The 19,862-nt window shown below is 64.5% G+C and carries 25 protein-coding genes; 18 read left to right on the top strand and 7 right to left on the bottom strand.

What is annotated here, in order from left to right; all coding sequences use genetic code 11:
• Window positions 1–2: 2 nt before the first annotated feature.
• The 7 genes from F4U95_RS19845 to F4U95_RS19815 all read left to right on the top strand — a co-directional run bounded on the left by F4U95_RS19845 (window position 3) and on the right by F4U95_RS19815 (window position 5,109).
• Window positions 3–632 carry a 2,3-bisphosphoglycerate-dependent phosphoglycerate mutase gene (locus F4U95_RS19845; RefSeq protein WP_076718498.1) on the top strand — a complete coding sequence of 210 codons (630 nt, stop codon included), beginning with the start codon at window positions 3–5 and terminating at the stop codon, window positions 630–632.
• Between the two features lie 13 nt (window positions 633–645).
• Window positions 646–1,947, top strand: a complete 1,302-nt coding sequence (gene eno, locus F4U95_RS19840; protein WP_198355580.1) for a phosphopyruvate hydratase — start codon at window positions 646–648, stop codon at window positions 1,945–1,947.
• Window positions 1,944–2,756 (top strand): undecaprenyl-diphosphate phosphatase, encoded by an 813-nt coding sequence (locus tag F4U95_RS19835; RefSeq protein WP_150426782.1) that lies wholly within the window; start codon window positions 1,944–1,946, stop codon window positions 2,754–2,756. Before eno ends, F4U95_RS19835 begins: the two co-directional genes overlap by 4 nt.
• A 55-nt stretch (window positions 2,757–2,811) precedes the next feature.
• On the top strand, window positions 2,812–3,198 hold the full coding sequence (gene crcB / locus F4U95_RS19830; RefSeq protein WP_061780585.1) for a fluoride efflux transporter CrcB: 387 nt from the start codon (window positions 2,812–2,814) through the stop codon (window positions 3,196–3,198).
• A gap of 103 nt (window positions 3,199–3,301) precedes the next feature.
• Window positions 3,302–3,559 carry a PepSY domain-containing protein gene (locus F4U95_RS19825; protein ID WP_052814241.1) on the top strand — a complete coding sequence of 86 codons (258 nt, stop codon included), beginning with the start codon at window positions 3,302–3,304 and terminating at the stop codon, window positions 3,557–3,559.
• A gap of 37 nt (window positions 3,560–3,596) precedes the next feature.
• Window positions 3,597–4,313 carry a sulfite exporter TauE/SafE family protein gene (locus F4U95_RS19820; protein ID WP_043060750.1) on the top strand — a complete coding sequence of 239 codons (717 nt, stop codon included), beginning with the start codon at window positions 3,597–3,599 and terminating at the stop codon, window positions 4,311–4,313.
• Window positions 4,314–4,371: 58 nt separating this feature from the next.
• Complete coding sequence (locus tag F4U95_RS19815; RefSeq protein WP_061780584.1) at window positions 4,372–5,109, top strand: sulfite exporter TauE/SafE family protein; 738 nt, start codon at window positions 4,372–4,374, stop codon at window positions 5,107–5,109.
• Here F4U95_RS19815 and nhaA read toward each other — a convergent pair.
• The 4 genes from nhaA to F4U95_RS19795 form a co-directional block, all read right to left on the bottom strand.
• Window positions 5,102–6,283, bottom strand: a complete 1,182-nt coding sequence (nhaA, locus tag F4U95_RS19810; protein WP_043060751.1) for a Na+/H+ antiporter NhaA — start codon at window positions 6,281–6,283, stop codon at window positions 5,102–5,104. The two genes, F4U95_RS19815 and nhaA, sit on opposite strands and share 8 nt — an antisense overlap.
• Window positions 6,284–6,609: 326 nt before the next feature.
• On the bottom strand, window positions 6,610–7,155 hold the full coding sequence (locus tag F4U95_RS19805; RefSeq protein WP_373284538.1) for a DsrE family protein: 546 nt from the start codon (window positions 7,153–7,155) through the stop codon (window positions 6,610–6,612).
• Window positions 7,156–7,183: 28 nt separating this feature from the next.
• A complete protein-coding gene (locus tag F4U95_RS19800; protein WP_043060753.1) occupies window positions 7,184–7,594 on the bottom strand; it encodes an ArsR/SmtB family transcription factor in 411 nt (136 codons plus the stop codon).
• The gene (locus F4U95_RS19795) at window positions 7,591–8,214 is read right to left on the bottom strand and encodes a peroxiredoxin (protein ID WP_043060754.1); all 624 of its coding nucleotides are present in this window, start codon (window positions 8,212–8,214) and stop codon (window positions 7,591–7,593) included. The genes F4U95_RS19800 and F4U95_RS19795 overlap by 4 nt, the downstream gene beginning before the upstream one ends.
• Window positions 8,215–8,286: 72 nt before the next feature.
• On the opposite strand from F4U95_RS19795, the gene F4U95_RS19790 reads away from it, so the two are divergent.
• The 10 genes from F4U95_RS19790 to F4U95_RS19745 are packed head-to-tail and all read left to right on the top strand — an operon-like array spanning window position 8,287 to window position 15,530.
• Window positions 8,287–9,216, top strand: a complete 930-nt coding sequence (locus tag F4U95_RS19790; protein ID WP_174521626.1) for an MBL fold metallo-hydrolase — start codon at window positions 8,287–8,289, stop codon at window positions 9,214–9,216.
• The gene (locus F4U95_RS19785) at window positions 9,216–9,656 is read left to right on the top strand and encodes a YeeE/YedE family protein (RefSeq protein WP_043060755.1); all 441 of its coding nucleotides are present in this window, start codon (window positions 9,216–9,218) and stop codon (window positions 9,654–9,656) included. Before F4U95_RS19790 ends, F4U95_RS19785 begins: the two co-directional genes overlap by 1 nt.
• Window positions 9,656–10,081 (top strand): DUF6691 family protein, encoded by a 426-nt coding sequence (locus tag F4U95_RS19780; RefSeq protein WP_150426795.1) that lies wholly within the window; start codon window positions 9,656–9,658, stop codon window positions 10,079–10,081. Before F4U95_RS19785 ends, F4U95_RS19780 begins: the two co-directional genes overlap by 1 nt.
• A gap of 18 nt (window positions 10,082–10,099) precedes the next feature.
• Entirely contained in the window at window positions 10,100–10,534 is a 435-nt protein-coding gene (locus F4U95_RS19775) for a protein tyrosine phosphatase family protein (RefSeq protein WP_043060757.1), read from the top strand.
• On the top strand, window positions 10,531–11,763 hold the full coding sequence (locus F4U95_RS19770) for an NAD(P)/FAD-dependent oxidoreductase (protein ID WP_150426781.1): 1,233 nt from the start codon (window positions 10,531–10,533) through the stop codon (window positions 11,761–11,763). Before F4U95_RS19775 ends, F4U95_RS19770 begins: the two co-directional genes overlap by 4 nt.
• Entirely contained in the window at window positions 11,760–12,542 is a 783-nt protein-coding gene (locus F4U95_RS19765; RefSeq protein ID WP_150426780.1) for a sulfite exporter TauE/SafE family protein, read from the top strand. The genes F4U95_RS19770 and F4U95_RS19765 overlap by 4 nt, the downstream gene beginning before the upstream one ends.
• The gene (locus F4U95_RS19760) at window positions 12,542–13,351 is read left to right on the top strand and encodes a TlpA disulfide reductase family protein (protein WP_150426779.1); all 810 of its coding nucleotides are present in this window, start codon (window positions 12,542–12,544) and stop codon (window positions 13,349–13,351) included. The genes F4U95_RS19765 and F4U95_RS19760 overlap by 1 nt, the downstream gene beginning before the upstream one ends.
• Window positions 13,348–13,974, top strand: a complete 627-nt coding sequence (locus F4U95_RS19755; protein WP_150426778.1) for a DsbA family protein — start codon at window positions 13,348–13,350, stop codon at window positions 13,972–13,974. Before F4U95_RS19760 ends, F4U95_RS19755 begins: the two co-directional genes overlap by 4 nt.
• 53 nt (window positions 13,975–14,027) lie before the next feature.
• The gene (locus tag F4U95_RS19750; protein WP_246171657.1) at window positions 14,028–14,618 is read left to right on the top strand and encodes a DsbA family protein; all 591 of its coding nucleotides are present in this window, start codon (window positions 14,028–14,030) and stop codon (window positions 14,616–14,618) included.
• 21 nt (window positions 14,619–14,639) lie between these two features.
• Complete coding sequence (locus F4U95_RS19745) at window positions 14,640–15,530, top strand: MBL fold metallo-hydrolase (RefSeq protein ID WP_150426776.1); 891 nt, start codon at window positions 14,640–14,642, stop codon at window positions 15,528–15,530.
• A 96-nt stretch (window positions 15,531–15,626) separates the two neighbouring features.
• Here F4U95_RS19745 and F4U95_RS19740 read toward each other — a convergent pair whose 3' ends face one another.
• Together F4U95_RS19740 and F4U95_RS19735 are read right to left on the bottom strand one after the other, a co-directional pair.
• Entirely contained in the window at window positions 15,627–17,396 is a 1,770-nt protein-coding gene (locus F4U95_RS19740) for a chloride channel protein (protein WP_229664497.1), read from the bottom strand.
• 16 nt (window positions 17,397–17,412) lie between these two features.
• Complete coding sequence (locus tag F4U95_RS19735; RefSeq protein ID WP_150426775.1) at window positions 17,413–17,694, bottom strand: hypothetical protein; 282 nt, start codon at window positions 17,692–17,694, stop codon at window positions 17,413–17,415.
• 216 nt (window positions 17,695–17,910) lie between these two features.
• Between F4U95_RS19735 and F4U95_RS19730 the strand changes: the two genes are divergently transcribed.
• Entirely contained in the window at window positions 17,911–18,852 is a 942-nt protein-coding gene (locus F4U95_RS19730) for a serine hydrolase (protein ID WP_246171656.1), read from the top strand.
• Window positions 18,853–18,875: 23 nt separating this feature from the next.
• On the opposite strand, the gene F4U95_RS19725 is transcribed toward F4U95_RS19730, so the two are convergent.
• Window positions 18,876–19,766 carry a hypothetical protein gene (locus tag F4U95_RS19725; protein ID WP_150426774.1) on the bottom strand — a complete coding sequence of 297 codons (891 nt, stop codon included), beginning with the start codon at window positions 19,764–19,766 and terminating at the stop codon, window positions 18,876–18,878.
• Between the last annotated feature and the right edge of the window lie 96 nt (window positions 19,767–19,862).

The raw sequence follows: 19,862 nt of genomic DNA, 5'->3' as shown, positions 1-19,862 counted from the left end.
CGATGAACGGAGCTGCCCATGCGCGCCTGATCCTGCTTCGACATGGAGAAAGCGAAGCCAACGCCGCCAATCGCTTTACCGGATCGGCCGATCCCGCATTGACGGCAAACGGGCGCGGACAGGCCGACGCCGTTGCCCGTCAGTTGCTGGACCGCGGCATTCGGCCCGCCCGCATCTTCCGGTCGACGCTACGCAGGTGCGCCGACACCACTGCCATCGTCACGGCCGTGACCGGCAGTCAGGACGTTCCCGTCATCGCAAACCTGGCTCTCAACGAACGCGATTACGGCGCGCTGACAGGGCTGAACAAGGCGGAAGCCGCAGATCGGTACGGCGTCGAACAGGTGCTGCGCTGGCGCCGCTCCTATGCCGATGCACCGCCCGACGGGGAGAGCCTGCGCGATACGGCAGCGCGCGTGCTCGCCTACCACATCCACGTCATGCTGCCTGCCATTATGCAAGGCGGCGCCACGCTGGTCGTGGCGCACGGCAACAGCCTGCGCGCACTCGCCATGGCGCTCGACGGCATCGATGCGGTCGGGGTCGAGACGTTCGACATCCCGACCGCCGGTGCCATCCTCTACGAATTCGCCGCAACGACCGCGATCCTCGATCGCGCGATCATCTCCTGACAGGAAATTTCCCATGTCCATCGACAGCCAGATCGCCCGTCTCCAAGCCCTGGAAATCCTGGATTCCCGGGGCAATCCGACCCTGTCCGTCACGGTGACGCTGACGGACGGAAACTCGGCAACCGCCTCGGTCCCGTCCGGGGCTTCGACCGGCCTGCACGAAGCCGTCGAACTTCGCGACGACGACCGTAACCGTTACGGCGGCAAGGGCGTGCGGCGCGCTGCCGCTCATGTCGAAGGCGAGATTGCAGATGCACTCATGGGGTTGGATGCCCGCGCGCAATCCGACATCGATCATGTGATGATCGCACTCGACGGCACCGACACCAAGGGCCGGCTCGGTGGCAACGCCATCCTGGGCGTTTCCATTGCCGTCGCGCGCGCCTCCGCGCTGGCACAAGGGCGACCACTCTACCGGAGCCTGAACGACGCCGATGACTATCTCCTGCCGGTGCCCTGCATGAACGTCCTGAACGGCGGCAAACATGCCGACAGCAGCCTGGACTTCCAGGAATTCATGATCGTGCCGCACGGTGCGCCGGGTTTCGCGGAAGCCGTGCGCTACGGTGCGGAAACCTATGCCGCCCTGCGTAGCCTGTTGCACGACCGCGGGCTTGCGACCTCGGTGGGTGACGAGGGTGGCTTCGCGCCTCGGCTCGACAGCAACGAGGCCGCCTGCGAGCTGATCGTCGCAGCCATCGAACGTGCAGGGTATCGCCCCGGGGTCGATATCGCGATTGCGCTCGATCCCGCCGCATCGTCCTTTGCCGAGGGTGAGAGCTATCACCTGTCGCGGTCGCGCACCGGACGGCTCGATCGGGCGGCACTGCTCGCACTCTACGGGCGCTGGATCGATGCCTATCCGATCGTCTCGATCGAAGACGGCTTTGGCGAGGAAGACTGGGCCGGGTTCATCGATCAGACCGCCGACCAGGGCGATCGGATACAGATCGTCGGGGACGACCTGTTCGTCACCAACCCCCGCATCATCCGTGAAGGCATCGCCCGACACGCTGCCAATGCCGCCCTCATCAAGCCGAACCAGATCGGAACGGTGACGGAGACGATCGAGGCCGTCCGCATCTGCCAGCAAGCGGGATGGGGGACGATGGTGTCGCATCGCTCCGGTGAAACCGCAGACGACTTCATCGCCGACTTTGCGGTCGCGATGGGTGCAGGCCAGATTAAGTCGGGCGCCCCGTGTCGCGGCGAGCGGCTTGCCAAATATAACCGCCTCATCGCGATCGAGGCGGAGCTGGGCGATCGTGCCCGCATGGCGGCTCCGTTTGCCCGTTACGTCGAGAGGCGGGCATGATCGATCCTGCCGCATTGGTCGCACCCGTCGTCCTCGGCATTGTCGAGGGCCTGACCGAGTTCATTCCCGTCTCCTCGACGGGCCACCTCATCCTCACCGAGCGTCTGATCGGCTATGAGGGACGGCAAGCGGGCATCGTCGATGTCGTCATCCAAGTCGGCGCGATTCTGGCAGTCTGCTGGCTCTATCGCGCAAAGCTGTGGTTGGTGGTGACCGGATTGAAGGGCGATGCCGGCGCACGACGCTTTTCGCGCAACGTCCTCATCGCCTTCATTCCGTCCGTCATCGTCGGCGGACTGGCACACGACTTCATCAAACAGGTGCTGTTTTCGCCCTATGTCGTGGTCGTCAGCCTTGTTGCAGGCGGGATTGCGATCATCGTGATCGAACGGTGGGCCAAGCGCCGTGCGGTCGTTGCCGGCGACGTCGAACACCTGTCGCCATCGCTCGCGCTCGGGATCGGGCTTTGCCAGCTTCTCTCGCTCATCCCCGGCGTGTCTCGCTCCGGCGCGACCATCATGGGCGGCGTTGCGTTGGGTGTCGAGCGTCGAGCGGCCACGGAATTCTCGTTCTTCCTGGCGATCCCGACCATGTTCGGCGCCGCTACGCTCGATCTCTATAAGAACCGCGACATCATCGGGGTCGATGACGTGATGGCGATCGGTGTCGGGCTGGTGGTGTCGTTCGTCGTCGCGATGGCGGTCGTAAGATGGCTCGTCCGCTACGTCGGTCGGCACGGTTTCGAGCCGTTCGGGTGGTATCGGATCGTCTTCGGCTTCGTGGTCGCCGGGTTGCTCGCCTCGGGCTGACCGACGCGCTGCCTTCCGTCGGCTTCTTTGCCACTCTGCAAGCAACGGAATGACAATGCCTCTTTGGACAGGTTTCCTGGTCGTGTTCCTTGGCTCGGGCATCGGCGGAATGCTGCGCCACGGGGTTGGTCTGCTTGCCCTGCGTTTCACGGGTGCGAACTTTCCCTGGGGTACGCTCGTCATCAACGTCGTCGGCTCGGCGTTGATGGGCCTGATGATCGGCCTGTTCGCGGCAAGGAGCATCAACGATCCCGAACTGCGGCTGTTCGTGACGACCGGACTGATCGGCGGCTTTACGACATGGTCGACCTTCTCGCTGGATATCGTGACGTTATGGGAACGCGGCGAGATCGGCTCTGCCATTGCTTATGCCGCTGCCAGCATCGTGCTGTCGTTGACGGTCCTGGCAATCGCCCTTCTCGCCGCGCGGCGCTGGGGATGATGCGAACAGCTGCACCAACGCACGGTGTTGACCGATACTGATATCGATCAGGAACGCTCTCGAAAGAATGACGTTTGCCCGGAACTGCAACGGGAGAATTTTCATGAAGATGCTGCTTGCGGCAACGGTCGCGATCGCGTTGGCGACGCCTGCTTTTGCCGATAATGACATGCCCACCAAGGCGCAGCGCGCATCGGTGATGAAGGCAATCCGCGCCGCTGGCTGCACCAATCCGACGAAGGTCGAGCGTGACGACGGTGGATTCGAGGTGGACAACGCCCGTTGCAAGGACGGCGTGTACGATCTGAAGCTGTCAGCGGACTACAAGATCATCTCGCGCGAGCGCGAGGACAACGACTGACCATGCCCGGCGCTCGCGCCGGCAGGCCGGGCGCCGCATGACTGACTATTTGCTACTCGTCCTGGGTGCGTTCGTTGCAGCCGCAATCTCGGGGTCTGCGGGCTTCGGAGGCGCATTGTTGCTCCTGCCGCTCCTCAACCAAGTCGTCGGCGTGACCGAAGCAGTGCCGCTGCTGACGATCGTCCAGATCATCGGTAACGGTGCCCGTGCCGTCATGAACTGGCAGCAGATACGCTGGCGCCCGGTCTTGCTGTTTCTCGCGGCGGCCATTCCGCTGTCGATGCTGGGGGCATTGTCCTTCGCATCACTTCCGACCAGCCTCGTCACTCGCCTGGTCGGTGGAGCGATCCTGTTGCTCGTCGTTCTCAAGGCGACGGGTATGATCGCGTTCAAGCCATCGCGCCGGGTTCTGGTCGTCGGGGGTGGCATTACCGGCCTGCTATCCGGCCTTGTGGGCAGTGCCGGACCGCTCGGCGCCGCGGTCTTCCTCAGCCTCGGCCTGCCCCCGCTCGCCTATGTTGCGAGCGATGCGACTGCGGCCATTGCCATGCACGGTGCCAAGACCATCGTTTATGGCGCGACGATCGATCTTGGACCGGCTTTCTGGCCCCTTGCGATTGCGATGGGCCTCGCGATGATCGCCGGCACCTGGGCCGGGCGCTCGCTTATCAAGCGACTGCCCGTCGACCGCTTTCGCCAATTCGTGATGGTCCTGCTCGCACTGATCGCGGTGCAGATGATCGTCATGGGCTGACAATAGGGGATCGGCGCAATAGCCGTATCCCGTCACTGCTTATCCGAAAGTCCGTGCGATGGATGCCTCCACCGTACTGCTGCTCGCCCTTCTGATGATGGCGGGTGCGGCACTCTACACCTCGGTCGGCCATGCCGGCGCATCGGCCTATCTGGCGATCATGGCGCTGTTCTCGCTGCCCGCCGAGACGATGCGCCCGACCGCGCTGATCCTCAACATTCTCGTCGCAAGTTTCACGACCTGGCGCTTCGTGCGCGCCGGGCAATTCAATGCAAGGCTGCTGCTGCCGTTCGTGATCGGCGCGATCCCGGCCGCCTATCTGGCAGGGCAAGTCCATCTGCCGGGGTACATCTACCGCCCGATCGTCGCGGCCGTGCTGCTGCTTGCCGCGATCCGCCTGTTGTGGCCGTCGAAGCATGAAGCGCCGGAACCGGTGCCGCCTCGCCATGGAATCGCGATCCTCTCCGGAGCGGGCATCGGCGCGCTGTCTGGGCTGACCGGGACAGGGGGCGGCATATTCCTCAGTCCGCTCGTGCTGCTCCTGGGCTGGGAGACGCCGCGCCGCACGTCGGGACTGTCGGCCGCCTTCATCCTGTGCGTCTCGATCGCCGGGTTGCTTGACAACCTCACGTCGGTCGGCCGGTTGCCGCGCGAGTTGCCGATCTTTGTCGTGGCCGTCTTTCTCGGCGCGCTGATCGGCACCCGGCTCGGTGTGTCGAAGCTCGATTCCCGGCGCCTGCTTCAGGCGCTCGGCGCTGTCCTTCTGATCGCAGCCGGGAAACTGGCGCTCACCTGACGTTGCCCCCGGAATCACGCTTGGCCCATCGCAGTGTGAAATAGCCGAGCAGACCGGAAATCAGCGAGCCGGCAAGAACACCGATCTTGGCCTCCGCCTGGAGGAGGGGACTGCTCGGAAAGGCGAGCAGCGTGATGAAGATGCTCATCGTGAACCCGATGCCGCACAGGAGCGCTACCCCGAGCATCTGAAGCCGCCCCGCATGTGCGGGCCTGTCGGCCAGCCCCAGCCTGACCGCGATCGACGCAAAGCCGAAGACGCCTCCGACCTTGCCGAGCAGCAATCCTGCCGCGACGCCGAGCGTGACGGGCGCGACCAGCGCGCTCGGCGGGAGCCCCAGCACCGGCACCGCGGCATTCGCCAGCCCGAAGACGGGAACGATCAGAAAGCTCACCGGCAGATGCAGGGCATGTTCCAGTCGATGCAGCGGGCTGACGCAGGCATGGTCGGATCGACCGGGAGTGCGCTCCATCGGTATGGTGAAGGCCAGCATGACACCGGCGAGCGTCGCGTGGATGCCCGAGCGCAGAACCAGTACCCAAAGAACGATGCCCACGAGAAGATAGGGCGACAGGCGTCGTACCTTGAACAGGTTGAACCCGATCAAAACCGCGAGCGCCGCTCCCGCCCCCGCTAGTGCAGGCAACGAGAGGTCGGCCGTGTAGAACAGCGCGATGATGAGCACCGCGCCGAGATCGTCGATGATCGCCAGCGCCGCGAGAAACACGCGCAACGATGCAGGCACGCGATTACCGAGCAGTGCGATGACGCCCAGCGCGAAGGCGATATCGGTCGCCGCGGGGATCGCCCATCCGGCCGCGGTCGGTCCGGCATTGAATGCGAGATAGATAAGAGCGGGCACGATCATGCCGCCGGCGGCTGCGATGCCCGGCAGGACGCGCCGCGGCCATGTCGAGAGCTGGCCGTCTACTACCTCGCGCTTGATCTCCAGCCCGACGAGCAGGAAGAACACCGCCATCAGACCGTCATTGATCCAGTGTTCGAGCGACAGCGGCCCGACATAGGCGTGCAGCATCGCTGCATAACCCGGTCCGAGAGGCGAGTTGGCGATGATGAGCGCAACCACCGCGGCGGCCATGAGAACCAGTCCGGCTGATGACTGTGCTTCGAGAAAACGGCGGATCGCACTGGGGTGCGATTGGGCATGGCTCATCAACAGGGTATCCGGACGTGAGAATTCGGACGCTGGCGGCCCGACCAGCGTAAGAACCTGCCCACCTCCGAATATGGCGGCGAACACCCGGGGAGAGCTATCGCATCGTCACATCATCAGGGCAACGTCATGTCGTGCCGTGAGCCCATCGTACAATTGAAACGATCCAAGCAGGCCCATGAGAGCTGCAGCGGCCGCTATCATCAAACAGGCGGTCGACATCCGATCGGTATCCGAGGTCTTATCGCTCGTCCCACCAAGGAACGGCCAACGAGACGAGGGGACGTTCTCGGAATCGATCGCGCTTCGGGACAGTGTGAAAGCGATCAGTCCGGGATCAATGCCCAACCGCGTATCTGCAACGTCGCCATCGTCGTAAGCGCCGACACATCGACTTCGACGACCTTGTCGACCTCAGCAGGGGCAATCCCGTTCCCGACCAGAGCCTGGCTGCACACCCGAACGGACACGCCTGCTCGTTTCAACGCCGCTATCAGGGCAAGATTAGGGTTCGTGGCAGCGCCGGTTTTCGTCGCATACGCCCCATTTTCAGCAATAATCGGTGTCGCCGGGCCGTGGACGATCACGACCACATCTCCCTGTGCTGGCCGCACGTTGTCCGCGCCGAGCAGATTCAGAAAGCGCGCGACCTTCTCCAGCGAGGGATTGACCTTGTCGGGGGATGACGCCGCCTTCGTCACGCTGAACAGTACCCGATAGCGCAGGGAGCGGTCCGGCCGCTCAACCGCGCCTTCTACCGGCGTGATCTTGCCATAGCCGGCAATCACGGGCTGTTGAGCGGTGCCTCCCGCTGACCCGGCACTGCTCATGACGGCAAGGCATCCTGCAACTGCGATAACGGGAAGCCGCATCTCATTTTTCCTTCCACAACCGGAATGATCATCCGACCCTCGCAAACACGGCCGCGCCCATGTTTCGCGGCCGCGCGGCAACCGACGCCCCGCGCGCTCGCGCCGGACGGGGAGCGGGAGCTGCTTCCTCCACGGCTGTATCGTCAGCGCCGAACATCGCTTCCAGCGTGCGCACGCACAGTGCAGCTGCGTCATCGGCAAGCCGGTAGTGAACCTGCTTGGCTTCACGTCTTGTCTTCACCAGATCGGCGCGGCGCAGCTCGGCAAGCTGCTGGCTGAGGGCCGGTTGGGTCACGCCGGTAGCAGCCTCTATGTCCGCAACCTGACGCTCACCGCCGAGCAGATAGGACAGGATCATGAGGCGCTGAGGCTGGGCGAACACGCGCAGCTTTTCGACCGCCGCATCGGCGATCGCGCGGGATTGATGGATCGCTGTCATCGATCGGCCTTTAACTGATGAAACCAGTCGTCACCGGCGCTACCCGGCAAGGCAGGCGGCAGCAGGACATCATCACCCGGCTGCCAGTCGGCCGGCGTATAGGCTTGCCCATCGGCCGAACGCTGCAATGCCCTGACTGTGCGGAGCATCTCGTCGACGGATCGCCCGACGTTCATCGGATACCAGTTGAGCGCACGGATAATGCCTTCGGGATCGATGAAATAAGTCGCGCGGACGGCTGAGGCGTCGCCGGCCTGTTCGTCGAGCATGCCGTAGGCGTAACCCACCGCCATCGACGGGTCTTCGACGACCGGGAACGGCACCTCTACACCGAAGACATCCTTGATCGCGCGCAACCAGGCGACGTGCGAATACAGGCTGTCGACCGACAACCCGAGCAGGACGCAATCCAGCTCCTCGAATTGCGGTGCGGCCTTCGCCAAGGCCACGAACTCGCTGGTGCAGACCGGCGTGAAATCAGCCGGGTGCGAAAAGAACACGACCCAACGACCACGATACTGATCGAGCGACATCTCGCCCTGCGTCGTGCGGGCAATGAAATTCGGGGCCGCGTCCCCGATGCGCAACGAGCGCGGTACGTCTGCATCCATCGTTTCCATGCTTTTCAGATGGCACGGGCAGCCCGTTGACGCAAGCAGATTATACAACTACATAAACCATGAAATCAATAAATGGAGACGATCGTGGAGTCGGCGTTAAACAAGGCAGTTGCGCAGATTGAACGTGCGAAGGCGGCAGGAGCGCCGATTGTCCATTCCTTCTTCGATGAGCCGACCAACACCGCGACCTACGTCGTCTGGGACCCTGCCACGCGGAAGGCGGCGATCGTCGACAGCGTCCTGGACTTCGACGCCGCGGCAGGCCGCACCGGGACGACATCAGCGGACGCGGTCATCGCATATGTGCGGGAGCACGGCCTCTCGATCGAATGGCTGCTCGAAACCCATGCCCATGCCGATCACCTGTCTGCGGCGCCCTATCTGCAAAAGGTGCTGGGTGGTCAGCTCGCGATCGGCCGCGAGATCATTCGCGTGCAGAACGTCTTCGGCAAGATTTTCAACGCCGGAACCGACTTCGAACGCGACGGCTCCGAGTTCGACCGCCTGTTCGACGATGGCGACCGTTTTGCGATCGGCGACATCGAGGCCATCGCGCTGCATGTGCCGGGGCACACCCCCGCCGACATGGCCTATGTCATCGGCGACGCGGTCTTCACCGGCGATACCCTCTTCATGCCGGATTACGGCACCGCACGCGCGGATTTCCCCGGTGGTGATGCGCGCCAGCTATTCCGCTCGATCCGCCGGCTGATGCAGTTGCCTGACGAGACGCGACTGTTCCTGTGCCACGACTACAAGGCTGCGGGTCGCGACCGGTATGTCTGGGAAACGACCGTGGGCGCGCAGCGCGTCGGCAACGTCCATGTCCACGAAGGGGTGAACGAAGACGACTTCGTCGCGATGCGCACCAGTCGGGACGCCACCTTGGCGATGCCCAAGCTCATCCTGCCGTCGGTGCAGGTGAACATGCGCGGCGGCCATCTGCCGGCGCCGGAAGCCAACGGCACCCGCTACCTCAAGATTCCACTGGATGCGCTGTGATGCCCGAATTTTTTCCCCATGCCATGCCGCTTGCCGGCTTCATCGGTGGCCTGATGATCGGTGTCGCTGCGGCGATCATGTTGCTGGGCAACGGTCGGATCGCCGGGGTCAGCGGGATGTTCGCGCGTGTCCTCGGCCTCTCCGAAGGGGGCGCTCCCTGGATGACAGCACTGCTTTTCACGGCAGGGCTGCCGCTGGGTGCGGCGCTGGCCGCGGCCGATGTGGATGTGGAAGCCCGCTTCCCGACATCCCTTGGGCTGATCGCCGTCGCCGGGCTGATCGTCGGGATCGGTACGCGGCTCGGCGCGGGGTGCACCAGCGGTCACGGCGTCTGCGGCCTGTCGCGCCTGTCGCCGCGGTCCATCGTTGCGACGGGTACGTTCATGGCGACCGGTATCGCCACCGTGACCCTCATGCGTCTGGCGGGAGTGGTATCGTGATGCGCCAGAGCCTCCTTTCGCTCATGAGCGGCACGCTGTTCGGCGCCGGCCTCGCCGTGTCCGGCATGATCGATCCTGCGCGGGTGCGGGCGTTCCTCGACGTCGCCGGTGCCTGGGACCCGACCCTCGCCTTCGTCATGGCCGGAGCGATCCTGCCGATGGCGCTGGCCTGGCTCATCGTGCGTCGGCGCTCCACGCCGATCGTCGCCGAGCAATTCCATACGCCCGCCACGTCGCCGATCGACGCGCGCCTCATCGGCGGTGCCGCCCTGTTCGGCATAGGCTGGGGCCTTGTCGGCCTGTGCCCGGGCCCTGCCATCGCCGCACTCGCGATCCAGCCTGCCCCCGCGCTGCTCCTCATCGCTGCAATGGCGCTCGGCGCAGCCATCCACTGCTTCGCACTCACCCCACGCCGTTCGGCGTGACCGGATAGGAGACGTCACATGGCCTTCAAGAAGATCACATCGTCCTTCTCGGCTGCTCCCCAACTTACCCGAAATGACGTCGCTGCTGCCGCACAGGCAGGATACCACTCGATCATTTCGAGCCGGCCCGATGGCGAGGAGCCAGGGCAGCCGAGCGCGCACGAAATGGCCCGGATCGCCGAAGAACATGGCCTTGGGTTCGCCCATGTCCCGATCGTGCCGGGCAAGGCGACCGATGCCGATGCGGACCGGATGAAGGAAGCGCTGGCCTCGCTGCCGGGGCCGACGCTCGGCTTCTGCCGAAGCGGCACGCGGGCGGCCACCCTATGGGCGCTGGCGGAGGCGGATCACGCCGATCCGGCGACGATCATCGGTCAGGCCAAGGCAGCCGGATACGATCTGGCCGATCTGAAGTCGGCGCTCGCCCGCCGTTCCGGAAAGGCCGGCAAATGACCTACGACATCGTCATCATTGGAGGCGGAGCCGCGGGTATCGCAACGGCCGCCAGCATTCTGAAGCGCAACGCCCAAGTGTCGATCGCGGTCGTCGATCCGGCCCAAGATCACTATTATCAGCCCGGTTGGACGTTGGTCGGGGCGGGCGTTTTCACCCCCGAACAGACCCGCAAGGCGGAAGCCGACGTGATGCCCAAGGGCGTCGAATGGATCCGGCTGCCTGCGATTGCCATCGACCCCGAGCGTCGGGCGATCACCCTGGGCGACGGGGATACGATCGCTTACCGTGTCCTGATCGTCGCCCCCGGCCTGCGCCTCGCATGGGAAAAGATCGCCGGGCTTCCCGAAGCACTCGGCCGCAACGGTGTCACGTCCAATTACCGCTACGATCTGGCACCTTACACCTGCCAGCTTGTCCAGGAATTGCAGCGGGGACGCGCGCTGTTCTCGCAACCGCCGATGCCGATCAAATGCGCCGGCGCTCGTCAAAAGGCGATGTACCTGTCCTGCGACATCTGGCGCGATCACGGTGTTCTTCCAGCGATCGACGTCGAGTTTCACAACGCCGGCCCGGCGCTGTTCGGCGTTGCGACCTACGTCCCTGCGCTGATGGAATATGTCGGGAAGTACGGGATCGACCTCAGGCTCGAATCCAACCTAGTCGCGGTCGACGCCGATCGGCGTATTGCCACGTTCGAGCACAAGCGGGACGGCGTCAGCGAGCGGGTCGAGCGCGAGTTCGACATGCTCCACGTCGTGCCGCCTCAGGTTTCGCATGACGTCGTCGCCAAAAGTCCGCTCGCGGCGGCAAACGGCTTCGTCGAGGTCGATGAGGCCACGCTGCGCCACAAGCGGTACGACGACGTCTTTGCCTTGGGCGATGCTGCCGGGACGAGCAATGCGAAGACGGCCGCGGCAGCCCGCAAGCAGGCACCCGTGGTGGCGGTCAACGCGCTCGCCGCACTCGATGGTAAAGCCCCAGTCGCCGACTATGACGGTTATGGATCGTGCCCGCTTACCGTCGAGCGCGGCAAGATCGTCCTTGCCGAGTTCGGCTATGGTGGAAAACTCCTCCCCAGCTTTCCGTCGTGGCTGCTGAACGGCACGCGCCCGACGCGCGCGGCCTGGTTCCTGAAGGAGCGGATGCTGCCCCCGATCTATTGGCAGGGCATGCTGAAAGGCCATGAGTGGATGGCGGCTCCGCATGAGATCGGCAAGGCGGCATGACCCTCGAACCGATCCAGTATCTGCTGGGCGCGCTGTCGGGCAGCCTGGTGGGCTTCACCCTCGGTCTGGTCGGCGGGGGAGGCTCGATCCTCGCTGTCCCGCTCATGGTCTATCTGGTGCGCGTGCCCAACGCCCACCTCGCCATCGGCACGAGCGCGTTCGCGGTCGCCGCTAACGCTGCAACCGGGCTGATCGGTCATGCAAGGGCGCACACCGTTAAATGGCGCTGTGGCGGCATGTATGCGACCGCCGGCGTCATCGGTGCCCTGTTCGGCTCCACTGCGGGCAAGGCCGTCGACGGCGGCAAGCTCCTATTCCTGTTCGCGCTGGTCATGGTCGTCGTCGGCGTCGTGATGCTGCGCGGGCAGGGTGACACGGGTAGCCCGGGAGCGGAGTGCAACCGGGAAAAGGCACCGAAGGTGCTGGGCTATGGCCTCGGCACCGGTCTGTTCTCGGGCTTCTTCGGCATCGGCGGGGGCTTTCTGATCGTCCCCGGCCTGATCGGGTCGACGGGCATGCCGATTTTGAACGCTGTCGGCACGTCATTGGTCGCCGTCACCGCGTTCGGGCTGACGACGGCCGCCAATTACGCGTTTTCCGGTCTGGTGGACTGGCCGCTCGCTTTCGTGTTCATCGCCGGTGGGGTTGTCGGTGGCCTGATCGGCACGCGGATCGCGAAGCGCCTCGGCACCGGCGGCACGCTCACCACGGTCTTCGCCGTCCTGATCTTCGTGGTGGCGGCCTATATGATTTGGAAGAGCACGGCCGCGTTTCTCTGATGGGGGGTGCGATTGCCATCGGGCCGCTGATGCTGGTCGTCGATCGCGGGCTTGCTGTGCTATGCATCGTCGTGTTCCTTGGCGTCACGACGCTGGCCGGTCGGTTCCGCTTCCCTCGCGTATCGGCAGCCGCAACCAGCGCCATCGTCGCTGGAATGGTCGCGGCGCGGACCGGTTACGTCGCAGCGCATTGGTCGAGCTACGCCGACGCTCCGCTGTCCATCCTTGCCGTGTGGAAGGGCGGCTTTTCCCCCGTCGCAGGGCTTCTCGGCGCTGCGGCGACGCTGGCCACCCGGCTTGGCCGCTCAAGCGCGCTGGCGGCAGGCTGGGGAGCGTTGGCTGTTGCGGGTGGCCTCTGGTTCTCGCTTCAGGCCCTGATGCCTCCCGTGACCTACGGCCCGTTCCCCTATCATTTCAACCTGACGACCCCGTCCGGCGCTCCGCTTCCGCTTGATCGCCTCCGTGGCAGGCCGTTCGTGGTCAACCTGTGGGCGACATGGTGCGGCCCGTGCCGGCGTGAGCTGCCGATGCTCGATGCGGTTGCATCGCGCCCTGGCGAGGTCCCGATCCTTCTTGCCGATCAGGGCGAGGCACAAGCGATCGTCAGCGGCTTTCTCGACCGTGAAGGTGTCGGTGCGCGGCATGTCGCGCTCGACCCCGATCGCGGGCTTTCCCAAGCCCTGAAGGTGGTGGGATATCCCGCAACGGCTTTCGTCGCAGGCGACGGCACGATCGTGCAGCTCCAGCTCGGCGAATTGTCACGCGCTGCCCTCGCCGATGGAATCGAATTAGCAAGGAAACACCGATGAACCGTCGCAACCTGTTGTCGCGGGGCCTCCTGGCTGCGCTTGCCTTCGCCGCACCGATCACGCCTCTCAGGGCCCAGCAGCCCGATCTGTCGCGCAAGTCCGTCGTCGATGATCCCGCGGCTCCCAAGCGCGCGGGCAAGACCTATGATGTCACGGTGGTCGAGTTCTTTGACTACAACTGCCCCTATTGTCGTCGCATGGAGCCGGTGCTGAACGCCCTGCTTCACTCCGACCCGAAAGTACGGGTCGTGTACCGGGACTGGCCGATCTTCGGACCTGCCTCGCGTGAGGCGTCACGCGCGGCCGTCGCGAGCCAATGGCAGGGCAGGCATGCCGCCTTTCACGAGGCCCTCATGACCTCGCCGGCGCGGCTCGACAGCGCGGGCGTCAAGGCAGCGGCTGCCAAAGCCAGGGTCGACTGGCCCCGTCTGCAACGCGATTTGAAGACGCGTGGCGCCGAAATCGACGCACTGCTCACGCGCACCGATAGCATCGCCCAAGCGATCGGTTTCAACGGAACGCCGGCGTTGATCGTCGGCTCGCAGGTCGTCGCCGGTGCTGTCGATCTCCCGACGTTGCATCGTCTCGTCGCGGAAGCGCGCAAAAAACCTGCGGCGCGCTGACCATGCCCGGGCCGCTCAATCGGAGACAGCTTGCCGGCTTAGGCGCGGTGGTCGTGGGTGGTTGGGCAGTCGGGCAGGTTCTGTGGCGTACCGCCCCGATCGGGCGCGACGTCGGGCCGACCGCTGACCTGATCCTGGCCGGCAATGGCTCGCCTGAGGACGGGCCTGCCGACGCTACGCTCCGGCTTGCCGTGTTCAGCGACTATCGTTGTCCGGCTTGCCGTCACGGGTTTCCCGCGCTGGAAGAGGCTGTGCAGCGCGACGGCAAGGTGTGGGTCATCTACAAGGACTGGCCGATCTTCGGTCCACCATCCGAACGTGCCGCAAGCGTGGCGCTCGCGTGCGCCGAGCAAGGGATTTACCCAGTCGTCCACCGTGCGTTGATGACGGACAGCCGCACGATCGACGACGCAATGCTGCGGGACGTCGTGATGCGCGCTGGCGGCGACTGGCTGCGCGCGACGACTTGGCTTGCGGCCCATGCTGACGCTGTCGCAGCCCGCCTGCGGGCGAACGGTCAGGAAGCCTATTCGATCGGGCTAGCCGGCACCCCGGGTTATCTTGCCGGTCGCCTGTTGGTGATGGGCGCGATCGACACCGGCGATTTCAAACGGCTGTTCGCGCGTGCGCGGGAAGAAAGCTGACGATGCGAGAGGATACGAAACATGATCGAGTATAATCACAAGGGCATGACGATCGCGTCACTCCATGACGAGCGCACCGGCAGCTTCCAGTATGTCGTAGTTGACGAGGCCACGAAGGTCGCCGCGATTATCGACCCGGTCCTCGATTTCGATCCGCGCGCCGGTGCGACCGCAACCGACAATGCCGATATGATCCTCGAATATGTGCGCGCGAAGCGTCTTACAGTAGAATGGGTACTCGATACCCATTCCCACGCCGATCACTTCTCCGCTGCTCCGTACCTTGCTGAAAAGACAGGTGGCAAAACCGCGATCGGCGCCAAGGTCATAGAGGTGCAGAAGCTTTGGCAGGACATCTACTGCCTGCCCGACCTGCCCGTCGATGGCAGCCAGTGGGATCGCCTGTTCGCCGATGGCGAGCAGTTCAGGATCGGCTCGCTCGACGCGCACGTCATGCTGTCGCCCGGCCACACGCTCGCCTCGATCACCTATGTCGTGGGTGACGCGTCGTTCGTTCACGACACCCTTATGGTGCCTGACAGCGGCACGAGCCGGGCGGATTTCCCTGGCGGGGACGCGCACGCGCTTTGGCGCTCGATCCGCGCTATCCTCGACCTCTCGCCTGAAACCGCCACCTATGTCGGGCATGACTACGGCAAGGACGGTCGCGAGGTAGTCGGCCGCTCGACCGTGGCGGACCAGCGCCGAGACAACATCCATGTGCGCGACGGCATAGACGAGGCGGAGTTCGTGGCGACCCGCGAGAAGCGCGACGCTTCGCTGCCATTACCCGACCTGATGCTCGCTGCGCTTCAGGTCAACATTCGTGGCGGCCGGCTCCCCGATGCGGAGGCGTGCGGGACGGCTTTCCTCAAGGTGCCTTTGAACCGCTTCGGCCCAGCTGCGGAATAGTCCGGTCTGCCGCGATGCGTCTGATAGCGGACCGGACGCTCCTGACATTCTCTCCTTCTAACTGCGACGAGCAAATCAGCTCGTCGTGGTCAAATATCAATCCTCGCGAAACATCTCGCGCTGAGACTTGTCCAGTTCCTCGGCATAGCGTCGTCGGGCATAGGATTCCGATAGAATGCCGAGGACTTTGCCGTCACCGGCGACAATGGCCATTTCGTCGGCTCCTGCGGTATCGAACGCTGTCATGACCTCCTTGATGCCTTCGTCAGGCTCCAGAACCTGCTCCCTGTGGATCGCGAGCGTTCCGACCGCGTCTGTTGTCGACACACCCTCAGCAAAGGCGCTGGCCGTCTGTACGATCCCAGCGTAACGATCCTGATCGTCGATCACCACGACCCGGCTCGTCGATCCTAACGGGAAAAGCCGTCGAAACTCGGCGACAGTGATCCGGGCGGGCGTCGCCCGCTCTACCTTCCGCATCATCCGTCCGGCGGTCAGCGTGCGAACCCAACCGACGTCGCGGGCACTCTTGATGGTTTCTCCACGAAGATGGAGACGCCACGTCGAGAAGGAATAGCCGAACGTCTCGCGTACGATCGTCGACGATACCAGCCCAGCGGCGATGGTCGCGCCGGCGAGGGAGAAGTCGTGCGTCGCCTCCAACACCAGCATCGCCATCGTCATCGGGCCCCCGACGACGGCAACGGCCAGCGCCGCCATCCCCACCAGCGCTGCATTAGTAGGATCGACCAGCGGATGCCCTGCAAGCCAACCCAGTCCACCCGCGTAGAGCTGGCCCAGAAGACTGCCGAGGAAGAGCGATGCGAAAAAGAGTCCGCCTCGGAAACAGAAGGCCAGCGATACGATCGATGCCGCGCTTTTCAGAACGAGAATGGCTGCCAGGATCATCAGCGGCACGCCATACTCCAGATCGATGTGAAGGGCGCCGTGACCCGCCGACAGGACTTGGGGTGTTAGCCAGGCCAGCGGAACAAGCAGCACCCCTCCGATGATGGGTCGCAACGAGGCGCGGATCGGCAGGCGTCGGCTCAGCGCCTCGACATCGGCCACGGCGCGCATCAGCAGGATGCCGATCGCCGCGGCGATGGCGCCGAGGCCGGCGTAGATCAGGTAATGGTGGGTCTGAACCTGCTCGCCGACCGTCGCGTCGACGATGTAAGGCTGCGCACCGAAGCCCTGTGCCACGAGCACGCCGGATAGCGACGCTGCCGCAACGGGTGCGATCGCAGCGGGTGTGTAGGCACCGATGACGATCTCGAACGCGTAGAAGGCACCTGCCAGCGGTGCACCGAATGCCCCTGCAATGGCTGCACCGGCACCGGCCCCTACGAGGACGCGAAGGTCGGCGCGTCTCAGCCTGAACCATCCGCCCGCGATCGATGAGACAAGCCCCCCAAGCTGCGCATAGGCGGCTTCGAGGCCGACCGAGGCGCCGAAGCCGTTCGAGATGATCGTCTGGCCGGAGATAACAAGACTGTCGCTCCACGACATGCGACCGCCGTGCAGAGCATTGGCCTCCACCGCGTCGACCATCTTCCGGGCTCGCGCCTTCACGACCCACGAGAACAGCGCCAGGATGGCACCGCCGAGGGGCAGCGCGAGGAGCGCCAAGGCGGGGATCGCCGGCGTCGAGCTCAGGCGCTGTCCGCTTGGCAGCGCGAATAGCAGGTGCTGTATGGTCCGGGCGATCGCGCCTTGCACCACACTCAGCAGACCGGCAGCACCGCCGATTACAACGGCCAGAAGGATAAGGAACGCCTCGCTGGCACGCACTCTTCGGCGCAACCATGACGCCGCCATTCGCAGTGCTGTGACGTCCAGCCTCATGCCATCGTCATCACGCATGTCGCGCCGTGCGCCTTTAGTCGTCATCACGAAGGAGCACCGCGAACACAATCAGGGCGATGGCACCGCTGAGCGTCCAAAGCACAACCGAACCCGCCCATGTCTCTGTCCAGGCGGCAGCGGTCAAGCTGATCAGCAGGGTGATAATGAGTAGCGGCGCGAGGAGAGGAGAGCCGGGAAGACGCATGGTCCCCGTTAGCCCCAAGCTCTTGTCCGGACTATCCTTCTTGGTCGAATTGTCCTTCGGCAGCGCATCCGGAACAGTTTGTGCGGCAAGCCGAGCGCGATGCGCGGCCAAGGCTCCTTGCTTCCGTTCCGCTCCCTGAGGAGGCCATTAGAAGGCTCGGAAAGGGAAGCCTCATTGTCGTTTGATTCGCTGTACCGTCGTCTCTCTATCGTTGCTGGTCTGACCGTGGTTACCGGATGCGTTCCGGCCGGACGACAACCCCTGCCACCCGCATCCGTACCGATCACCGTCCAGACGACCACACCCGTCCGGATACCGCCGAAATTGGTGCAACCCCGGCCACAGCCATCTGCCGGCCTGCTCAATACCATCCAGGCGCTGGGAGCAGGCTTCAACGGCCAAGTGGGCATCAGCGTCCGCGACATCGACGAAGGTTGGGTTGCCGCATGGGAAGGCGACATCCCGCGCCCCCAACAGAGCGTCAGCAAATTATGGGTCGCGATCGGGGTCATGGATGCAGTTGATCGACAGCGATTGTCGCTGACCGATCCGGTGACAGTCACCCGCGCCGATCTGACCGTCTTCCACCAACCGATCCGGACGCTGGTCGGCAAGACCGGCTACAAGACCACCATCGCCGACTTGCTGCATGGTGCCATGGCGCGCAGCGACAACACCGCCAGCGACGTACTCTTGTGGCGCATCGGCGGTCCCGCCATCATCAATCGACTGCTTGGCGACAAGGGGATTGGCGGTGTCCGCTTCGGTCCCGGCGAGCGGCAATTGCAGGCCCGTACCGCTGGACTGGAGTGGCGACCCGAATGGGCCGGGGGATGGGGCTTCCTGCAAGCACGAGCCGCGATGACATCCGAAGCGCGCAACAAGGCGCTGCGCCGATACCTCGCGGCACCGCTGGACGGCGCTTCGGCAAACGGCGTGACGCTCGGGCTATCGTTGCTGGCACAGGGCAAACTGTTGAGCCCGCAATCCACCGCGTCGCTGCTGACGCTGATGCGATCCAGCAAGACCGGTCCGCTACGCCTGAAGTCCGGCCTTCGCCCCGGTTGGACGCTCGCCCATAAAACCGGCACCGGGCAGGACCTCGGCAATCTCTCGACCGGCTATAATGACGTCGGACTGCTCGTTGCGCCGGACGGGCACCGTTATGCGCTCGCCGTGATGATCGCGAGTACACGCCAACCTATCCCCGTGCGGATGCGCCTTATGGGCAACGTGACGCGGGCCGTGATTGCCTCGACTAGCCGCTAATCCTTTACGCTGTGTAGGCCGGCCTATCGATCAGCCAGGCCCGCGCGATCGGCAGTCCAAGTCGCCAGCGACTTGCCGGTTCGCGGGTTGTCGATCGCCACATCGTTCAGCGTAACTGCGATAATGCAGATCGGGCGCTGTTCGGGACCGGCGGGCTGTCGGCACGAAACGGGCGTTCCGTCCGCTGTTTCGCCGATCCGCCCGCGCAAGCGAAGCCGTAATCCCTGACCGTCAGGCACCTCGTCCGCGGCAGCGCGTACCACAGTTTCATATGGCTTTCCGTCCCGCAGCCGTTGTCCTGCGCCACCGGAAAACTGGGCGACCGCCAAGGCCTGTCCGGGCAGTGTAACTGCATCGGCTCCCGTAGGCGCGACACTGTCCTGCGAAGGCGGACAGGCTTCGCTGGCTGTCCACGGACGGGGGATCCAGAAACCCTCCGCTACCACATCGCTGGCCGATCCGTCCTCCGACGCACGCAGTCCGTCGCTGCTCCAGACGACGGGAGAGACATGCACTCGCAGCGCCTTTGCGTCTGCATCGTATCGCCAGCGCATCGGGCTATCGCTGCCCGCCTCGGACGGTCCGCGACAGCCGAAGGGGAGCCGCAATTCAAACCGTTGTCCCGCCAGATCGGCGACCCCCTCTGGCAGGGGCTGGCCCGATGCAAGCGCATCCGATGCCTGCGATGCCAGCGCGATCAGGTCAGCGCGCGTTTTGACGAGATCGCGAGGGTCGGGCAGCGATGGCGTTGGTTGAGCAGCGACAGGTGCGGTTGTGACCGGAGCAGCGGAGGGTTCGACCTCCCGTGGTGATGTGCCACGTCCAATCAGGAACCCGGTCCCGCCGACTGCCAAGGCAATCACCAAACCGCCCGCCAGGGCGAGCCGACTTTTCCGCAAGGTTGGCTCGTTCATACGGCATCGATAGCAAAGACAGCCAAATTCGCCTACCCAAGGCCATGACTTCCGCCGACATAATCCTGGAAGTGCCGGTTGATCCCGGCGTTCCTT

The sequence above is a fragment of the Sphingobium limneticum genome (assembly GCF_008710165.1).
GTDB classification, from domain to species: domain Bacteria; phylum Pseudomonadota; class Alphaproteobacteria; order Sphingomonadales; family Sphingomonadaceae; genus Sphingobium; species Sphingobium limneticum.
Note: the sequence above shows the minus strand (reverse complement) of the source record. Positions and strands in the feature narration are given on the sequence as shown.